Genomic DNA, 7,859 nt, shown 5'->3' with positions numbered 1-7,859 from the left:
CCCGGCGCGGACGCCTCCCCCTGCGCCTGCGCCGCGCCCCCGCCGCCCGGGAGCGCCGGCACCCCACGTGGCGCGAGGCCCGGCCCGCGCTGATCGCCGACGCGCTCGAACGGGCGCAGGCCCGGCCGAGCGGCAACTGGTACGTCGTCGGCGCCTCCCGCGACCTGCGCGCGGACCGGCCGCTGGCCCGTACCGTCGCCGGCCACGAGGTGGTGCTCTGGCGCGACGGGCGAGGCCGCCCCGTCGCCGGGCCCGGTGTCTGCCCCCACCTGGGCGCGCCCCTGCGGGACAGTCCGGTGCGCCGCGGCACCCTGGTGTGCCACTGGCACGGACTCGCCCTGGACGGAACGCCGTTCGCCGGGTGGGAGCCCTGGCCCGCCCACGACGACGGGGTGCTGCTGTGGGTGCGGCTGGACGGCGTCGGAGGCGAGGAGCCCACCGGCCGGCCACCGGTGCCGGTCCGTCCCGCCGCGGCCGGCGCGCTGGCGGCCGTGTACACCGGGACCGGTGTCTGCGAGCCGGACGACGTGGTCGCCAACCGCCTCGACCCCTGGCACGGGGCCTGGTACCACCCGTACTCCTTCGTCGACCTCACCGTCGTGCACACCCCCGGCCCGCGGGGAGGGGAGGACGCCTTCACGGTCGATGTCTCCTTCAAGGTCGCCGGGCGGCTCGTCGTCCCCGTCCGCGCGGTGTTCACCGCCCCCGGACCGCGCACCGTCGTCATGCGGATCACCGACGGCGAGGGCGAGGGTTCCGTCGTGGAGACCCACGCGACACCGCTGGGACGCGACGCCCTGGGCAGGCCGCGCACCGCGGTGGTGGAGGCCGTCGTGGCCACCTCCGGACGGCCCGGGTTCGCCGTGGCCCGACGTGCCGCCCCCCTGCTGCGCCCGGTGATCCGGTACGCCGCGGGCCGCCTGTGGCGCGACGACCTGGCCTACGCCGAACGGCGCTGGGCCCTGCGCTCCACGGGACGCTTCCCGGGCTGAGGGCACTGCCGGGGCGGTATCCGGGCGGCGGCACTCATGGCCCAGGACAGTCCCGGCCCTCCGGTCGGGCGGTGTCAGCCGTCCGTCCCGAGCGGTCCGCCGGCGAGGGTCGAGGCGCGGGCCACCAGGGTGGGACGCAGACGGCGGGAGCGGGCCGGTTTGCCGTTCAGCATGTTGATCAGGGTCGTCGCCGCCAGTTCGCCCATCCGGTACATCGGGGAGCTCACGGAGGTCAGGGGGACCGGGAGGGCTGCCGCCAGGGGGACGTCGTTGTAGCCGACGACCGCCACGTCCCGGCCGACCAGCAGACCGGCGTCGCGGACCGCCGCCATCACGCCGATCGCGGCGAAGTCGTTGACCGCGAAGATGGCGGTGGGCCGCGGTCGCAGGCTCAGCAGGTGCTCGGCCGCCGCCCGGCCGCCGGGCACGTCGAAGGGGGAGCGGACGACATGGCTCTCCGGGACGGGCAGGCCCGCCTCGGCGAAGGCGTCGAGGAAGCCCTGGGTGCGCTCGGCGCCGGTGCTGGCGTAGGGCTCGCCCGCCACCACCGCGACCCGCTCGTGGCCGAGATCCAGCAGGTGCTCTCCGGCCAGCCGCCCGCCGAGCAGGTCGTCGGCGGTCACCGACACCCGGCCCGGCAGCCGGCGCGACACCAGCACCAGGGGAATGTGCTGGCGTGCCAGCTCGGCGACGAGGTCGGAGTCGGAGCGGGCGTCGCCGAGCACCAGGCCGTCGACGCGGCGGGCGAGCAGCGCGTCGGCCCGGCGCCGCTGCAGCTGCGGGTCGTCGCTGGTGTTGGCGACCACGGTGTGGTAGCCGGCGGCCGCGGCGGCCGCGTCGATCCCCTCGTAGACGGTGGCGAGCACGATGTCGGTCAGCCGCGGGACCAGCACGCCCAGCATGCGGGAGCGGCCGGTGCGCAGCGCCGCTCCGGCCGGGTCCCGCTGGTAGCCGAGTTCCTCGGCGAGTGTCCGGATGAGCGTGGCGGTCTCGGTGGCGACCCCGTTCCGTACGTCGTCGTCCGTGCTCAGCGCCCGCGACACCGTGGAGACGTGTACCCCCGCCTGCCGGGCTATCTGGGCGAGTGTGACCGGGGCACGACCGGCCTGTACGCCGGCTCCCGCCCGTGCTCCCTGCCGAGGCACTCTCCGCACTCCTTCTCCTTGGGCCCTGCGGGGCCTCCTCGGGCCCTGTCGGGCCTTCCTCCCGTGCACGGCGGCCGACCGCCGTCGCGCACCTGAGCTTCGCACATCCGTGAATCTCCCGGCCAGACAAGTGTCCGATTACCCATTGACCGAAAGCAATCGTTTGCATAGCCTCATCGCAATCGATTGCGAAGGGAGGGCTCATGCGTCGTATCGAGGTCGTGGCAACCGGCGGCACCATCGCGAGCCGGTCCGGGGCGGAGGGCCGCCGGGCGACCGTGCTCGCGAAGGAGCTGGTCGCGTCGGCCGGTCCGCTGCCGCCGGGTGTGGAGGTCGGCGCGCGGGACGTGATCACCCGGGGCAGCTACGCCTTCGACACCGCCGACCTGCTGGCGCTGGCCCGCGAGGTGCGCACCGCGCTGCGCGACGGCGCCGACGGGGTGGTGATGACGCACGGCACCGACACGATGGAGGAGACCGCCTTCCTCCTCGACCTCGCCTTCGACGACCCGCGTCCGATCGTGCTGACCGGCGCCCAGCGCCCGTTCGACGACCGCGCCGCCGACGGCCCGGCCAACCTCGGCGACGCCTTGGCCGTGGCCGCCGACGACGCGGCCCGCGGCCACGGCCCGCTGCTGGTCTTCGACGGTTTCGCCTTCGTCGCCCGCGGGGTGCGCAAGAGCGACACCATGTCGGCGCACGCCTTCACCTCGCCCGGGCGCGGACCGGCGCTCCGGGTGGCGGACGGGCGCGTGGTGCCGCTGTGGCAGCCGAGCCCCAGCCCGCGGCTCCCCCTCGACCTCGACCTCCCCCGGCTGCCCCGGGTGGACGTGGTGCCGGTCTATCCCGGTGCGGACGGGCTGTTCGTCCGGGCCAGCCTGGCGGCGGGCGCCGCGGGGGTCGTGGTGGCGGCGGTCGGCGCGGGCAACGCCGGGCCGGCGCTGGTCGACGCGGTCGGCGAGTCGGTCGCGGCGGGCCGCCCGGTGCTCATCTGCTCACGGGTGCACTCCGGCCCGGTCGCGCCCCTCTACGCGGGCGGCGGCACCGAACTGCAGCGGGTCGGCGCCATCTTCGCCGGCGACCTCAGCCCCTGGCAGGCCCGGCTGCTCCTGGCCGCCGCGAGCGCCATACCCGACCGGTCGCCGCAGGAACTCGTCCGCGCCTGGCTCGCCGGACGGGACCCGCTGGCCGAGGCCGGTTCCTGATCCATCGCCTCGCGATCCGCCCCCCCCCCACGCCCACATTCCAGCCCACCCCCCCATAGACCCCACAGGCCCCACAGACCCCCACAGGTTCACCCCCGCGTCACCAGGCAAGGAGATGTTCGATGCCCAAGGAAATCCTCGTCGGCTTCGGAGTGGACGTAGACGCCGTCGGCGGCTGGCTCGGCTCCTACGGAGGTGAGGACTCGCCCGACGACATCTCCCGCGGCCTGTTCGCGGGCGAGGTCGGCGTGCCGCGCCTGCTGGAGCTGTTCCGGCGCCGTGGCCTGACGCAGACGTTCTTCTGGCCCGGCCACTCCGTCGAGACCTTCCCGGAGGAGTTCGACGCCTGCGTCGCCGCCGGCCACGAGATCGGCGTCCACGGCTACAGCCACGAGAACCCGATCGCCATGAACCGCGAGCAGGAGGCCGCGGTCCTGGACCGCAGCATCGAGCTGATCGAGACCCGCACCGGCCGCCGCCCGACCGGATACGTGGCCCCCTGGTGGGAGTTCAGCCCGGTCACCAACGAGCTCCTGCTGGAGCGGGGGATCAAGTACGACCACTCGCTGATGCACCGGGACTTCGAGCCGTACTACGTCCGGGTCGGCGACTCCTGGACCAAGATCGACTATAGCAAGCCGGCGGAGACCTGGATGAAGCCGCTGGTGCGCGGGCACGAGACGGACCTCATCGAGATCCCGGCCAACTGGTACCTCGACGACCTGCCTCCGATGATGTTCATCAAGGCCAGCCCGAACAGCCACGGCTTCGTCAACCCCCGTGACATCGAAGAGATGTGGCGCGACCAGTTCGACTGGGTGCACCGGGAGATGGACTACGCGGTCTTCACCATGACCATCCACCCCGACGTGGCCGGCCGCCCCCAGGTGCTGCTGATGCTGGAGCGGCTCATCGACCACATCAACTCCCACGAAGGCGTCCGCTGGGTGACCTTCGACCAGATCGCGGACGACTTCGCCGCCCGCAACCCGCGTCAGAAGGGCGACAGCGCATGACCACCGTGCAGCACCAGGAGATAGTCGACGAGACCGAGTGGCCGCGCAACGGCACACCCTCGGACGAGGTCCTCTTCAAGGGCCCCCCGACCCTCAGCCGGCGCACCATCACGACCACCACCGTGGTCTGCTTCCTGGCCTGGGTCTTCTCGGTCTACGACTTCGTGCTCTTCGGCACCCTGCTGCCGAAGATATCCGAGACCTTCGGCTGGACCACCGGTGAGGCCACGGCGATCGCGACCGGAGTGACGGTCGGCACCTTCGTCGTCTCGCTGCTGGTCGGTCCGATGCTGGACCGCTGGGGCCGCAAGCCCAGCCTGATCTTCACCACGGCGGGCGCGGCGGTCTCCTCCGGCCTCACCGCGCTGGTCGGCGGCGCCGCCTCCCTCATCGGAGTCCGGGCCATCTCCGGCCTCGGCTACTCCGAGGAGGTCGTCAACGGCGTCTACCTCAACGAGATGTACGGCAAGAGCCGGCGCCGCGGCTTCATGTTCAGCCTGGTGCAGAGCGGCTGGCCGGTCGGCGCCCTGCTGGCGGCGGCGTTCGCCGCCGTGCTGCTGCCGGTGATGAGCTGGCGCTGGATCTTCCTCCTCGCCACCTTCCCGGTGGTGGTCATCATCATCGCCGGATCCAGGCTCCGTGAGTCGCCCTCCTTCGTCGCCCTGAAGCGGACGCGGGAGCTGCGCAAGGACGGGCGGGACGCCGACGCGACCCGGCTGGCGGCGCTGTACGACCTCGACATCAGCCGGGACCACGAGTCCGGTCTGCGCCAGCTCTTCGCCCCGGACCTGCGTCGGCACACCCTGTGCCTCTCCGGAGCGTGGCTGTTCAACTGGATGGGCATTCAGGTCTTCTCGGTGCTGGGCACCACCATCCTCACCGACGGCAAGGGCGTCTCGTTCTCCAGCGCGCTGGTCGTGCTGATCCTGGCCAACCTGGCCGGTTTCCTCGGCTACCTCTCCCACGGGTACCTCGGTGACCGGATCGGCCGGCGGACGACCATCATCGTCGGCTGGACCATCGGCGGCATCGTGATGACGGCGATGCTGTTCGGGCCGAACAACGCCGCGTACGTCATCCCGATGTACGCCCTGGGGCTCTTCTTCCTCCTCGGCCCGTACTCCGCCATGGTGTTCTACATGGGCGAGTCGTTCCCGGCCCGGGTCCGGGGCATCGGCTCCAACACCGCCCACGTGATGGGTCCGGTGGGCGCGATCGTCGGCTCGGCGGTCCTCAGCGCCTTCATCGGGTTCGGTGCGAGCGCCACCACCGCCGCGTTCCTCGCGGGCGCCCTGGGGATGTTCATCTCCGGCGTCCTGATGCTCGGCGCGCACAAGGTCAGCCAGGACACGGACGACGAGCCGGCCCCCGCGGCCGCGGGGGCCGCGGCCTGAGCCGCCCCCTCCCCCCTGCTTCCCGGTGCGTGGTGGCCCGCACCCGCCACGCACCGGGAACTCCACGTCGTACGGGGAACTCCCCGCACCGGGAACCCCCACGCAAGGGAACTCCCCGCACCGCGAATCCCCCGTACCGGGAACTTCACGAAAGGCAGAACATGTCCTCCAGCGAGCACACCACCCCGGTCCGCGACGACGGGCTGGCCGGCAAGGTGGCCGTCATCACCGGTGGCGCGAGCGGCATCGGCCGCGCCCTGGCCGTGGCGTACGCCCGCGCCGGGGCCGACAGCGTCGTCGGCTTCTACCCCAAGGACCCGCACAGCGCCGACGAGACGATCCGGCTGGTCGAGGAGGCCGGCGGCCGCTGCACCGCGGTCGCGGTCGACGTCCGGGACAGCGCGCAGGTCGACGCCCTGGCCCGGGCCGCCGTAGAGACGTACGGGCGGCTGGACATCGCCGTCGCCGGGGCCGGCGTACTGCGCCGGGCCGCCCTCGCGGACCTCGACGACGACGCCTGGAACGACATGCTCTCGGTCGACCTGACCGGTGTGCTGCGCACCTTCCGCTCCGCCGCCGCCGTGATGACCGGCCCCGGCGCCATGGTGGCCGTCTCCTCCATCGCCGGCGGGGTGTACGGCTGGGACGACCACGCCCACTACGCCGCCGCCAAGAGCGGGGTGCTGGGGCTGTGCCGGTCGCTGGCGACCGAGCTCGCCCCGCGCGGCATCCGGGTCAACACCGTCATCCCCGGCCTGATCGAGACCCCGCAGTCGCTCGACGAGGCCAACTCCCTGGGCCCCGCCGGACTGGAGCGGGCCGGCCGGAGCATCCCGGCGGGCCGGGTGGGCGACGCCGACGAGGTCGCCCGCGCGATCCGCTTCCTCACCAGCGACGACGCCGCGTACATCACCGGCCAGGAGCTGATCGTGGACGGCGGTCTCACGGTCCGGTGGCCGGAGTGACGCGGCGGCGGCACACACAGCAGCGGGGCGGCAGCACACGGAGCGGCAGGGAAAGGTGAACGACATGGGAGTCCTTCAGGAAAAGGTCGCGCTGGTGACCGGCGCGGCGAGCGGCATCGGCTCGGCCATCGCCGACGCCTACGCGGCCGAGGGCGCGCGGCTCTTCCTGGCCGACCGCGACGCAGACCGGCTCGCCGCCCTCGCCGAGCGCTACGCGGCGCAGGGGACGGAGACGGCCACCGCGGTCGTCGACGTGGCCGACGCGGAGCAGACCCGGCAGATGGTGGACAGCTGCGTGTCCTCGCTCGGCGTGCCCGACGTCCTGGTCAACTCCGCGGGGATCCTCACCGAGGTCCCGCTGGTCGAGATGGACGTCGAGACCTGGGACGAGATGATCGCGATCGACCTGCGCAGCGTCTTCCTGTGCTGCCGCTGGACGGTGCCGCACATGGTGGCCCGCGGCAGCGGCCGGGTCATCAACATCGCCAGCCAGCTGGGCATCAAGGGGGGCGAGGGACTGGTGCACTACTCGGCCGCCAAGGCCGGTGTCATCGGGCTGACCAAGGCGCTGGCCAGGGAGGTCGCCCAGCACGGGGTGCTGGTCAACGCGATCGCTCCCGGACCGGTGTTCACCCCGCTGGTGGACGGCATCACCGAGGACTGGAAGAAGGCCAAGCAGGCCGAACTGCCGCTCGGCCGTTTCGGTGTCCCGGCGGAGGTCGCCCCCACCGCCGTACTGCTGGCCGGCGATCCGGGCGGCAACCTCTACGTGGGACAGACCCTGGGCCCCAACAGCGGCGACGTCATGCCGTGACGCCGTGACGCCGTGACGCTGTAACACCGTAACGCCACAAGGCCGTGACAGGAGGGTGAGCCACGGATGTGCGGAGCCTGCGGCGCGGGCCGCTCCGTACCGCGCTGGGAGGACGTCCTGGCCCCGCCGAGCCGGTCGGTCCTCGCCGCCCGCGCCGCGAGGACCGACCGGCTTCTGGACCGCGGGTCCGGACTGCGGGTCCGGGCCTGGCTGTCCGCGGGATACCTGCTCGGCGACCGGGTCGGCCGCACCGTGCACGCGGCGGACCTGGACACGCTGTGGCGGGCGGCCGCGGAGCGCGGTGCGCGGCCGGCGGGCTGGCGGCCCC

The 7,859-nt window shown here is 73.3% G+C and carries 8 protein-coding genes; 7 read left to right on the top strand and 1 reads right to left on the bottom strand.

What is annotated here, in order from left to right; genetic code table 11:
- The coding region (locus tag DEP02_RS15805) for a DUF5914 domain-containing protein (protein WP_232839144.1) at positions 1–992 on the top strand (992 nt) is incomplete at its 5' end.
- 74 nt (positions 993–1,066) lie between these two features.
- On the opposite strand, the gene DEP02_RS15800 is transcribed toward DEP02_RS15805, so the two are convergent.
- Complete coding sequence (locus DEP02_RS15800; RefSeq protein ID WP_112467956.1) at positions 1,067–2,137, bottom strand: LacI family DNA-binding transcriptional regulator; 1,071 nt, start codon at positions 2,135–2,137, stop codon at positions 1,067–1,069.
- A gap of 203 nt (positions 2,138–2,340) precedes the next feature.
- Between DEP02_RS15800 and DEP02_RS15795 the strand changes: the two genes are divergently transcribed.
- The 6 genes from DEP02_RS15795 to DEP02_RS15770 all read left to right on the top strand — a co-directional run.
- Positions 2,341–3,342, top strand: a complete 1,002-nt coding sequence (locus DEP02_RS15795; protein WP_112467955.1) for an asparaginase domain-containing protein — start codon at positions 2,341–2,343, stop codon at positions 3,340–3,342.
- A gap of 122 nt (positions 3,343–3,464) precedes the next feature.
- Positions 3,465–4,358, top strand: a complete 894-nt coding sequence (locus tag DEP02_RS15790; RefSeq protein ID WP_112467954.1) for a polysaccharide deacetylase family protein — start codon at positions 3,465–3,467, stop codon at positions 4,356–4,358.
- Entirely contained in the window at positions 4,355–5,752 is a 1,398-nt protein-coding gene (locus DEP02_RS15785; RefSeq protein WP_112467953.1) for an MFS transporter, read from the top strand. Before DEP02_RS15790 ends, DEP02_RS15785 begins: the two co-directional genes overlap by 4 nt.
- Before the next feature lie 161 nt (positions 5,753–5,913).
- Positions 5,914–6,717: an SDR family NAD(P)-dependent oxidoreductase gene (locus tag DEP02_RS15780; RefSeq protein WP_112467952.1), complete on the top strand. Its 804-nt coding sequence runs from the start codon at positions 5,914–5,916 to the stop codon at positions 6,715–6,717.
- A 64-nt stretch (positions 6,718–6,781) separates the two neighbouring features.
- Positions 6,782–7,531 carry an SDR family NAD(P)-dependent oxidoreductase gene (locus DEP02_RS15775; protein ID WP_112467957.1) on the top strand — a complete coding sequence of 250 codons (750 nt, stop codon included), beginning with the start codon at positions 6,782–6,784 and terminating at the stop codon, positions 7,529–7,531.
- Between the two features lie 66 nt (positions 7,532–7,597).
- A partial coding sequence (locus DEP02_RS15770; protein ID WP_112467951.1) for a hypothetical protein occupies positions 7,598–7,859 on the top strand: 262 nt, incomplete at its 3' end.

The sequence above is a fragment of the Streptomyces triticisoli genome (assembly GCF_003270085.1).
GTDB lineage: Bacteria > Actinomycetota > Actinomycetes > Streptomycetales > Streptomycetaceae > Streptomyces > Streptomyces triticisoli.
The sequence above is the reverse complement of the archived record's forward strand: the minus strand, read 5'-3'. Positions and strand labels throughout refer to the sequence as shown.

What these genes read in the sequence shown, in the direction of transcription:
- DEP02_RS15785 (WP_112467953.1), top strand. Translation starts at nt 4,355, where the DNA reads ATGACCACCGTGCAGCACCAGGAGATAGTCGACGAGACCGAGTGGCCG.
- DEP02_RS15795 (WP_112467955.1), top strand. Translation starts at nt 2,341, where the DNA reads ATGCGTCGTATCGAGGTCGTGGCAACCGGCGGCACCATCGCGAGCCGG.
- DEP02_RS15780 (WP_112467952.1), top strand. Translation starts at nt 5,914, where the DNA reads ATGTCCTCCAGCGAGCACACCACCCCGGTCCGCGACGACGGGCTGGCC.
- DEP02_RS15775 (WP_112467957.1), top strand. Translation starts at nt 6,782, where the DNA reads ATGGGAGTCCTTCAGGAAAAGGTCGCGCTGGTGACCGGCGCGGCGAGC.
- DEP02_RS15790 (WP_112467954.1), top strand. Translation starts at nt 3,465, where the DNA reads ATGCCCAAGGAAATCCTCGTCGGCTTCGGAGTGGACGTAGACGCCGTC.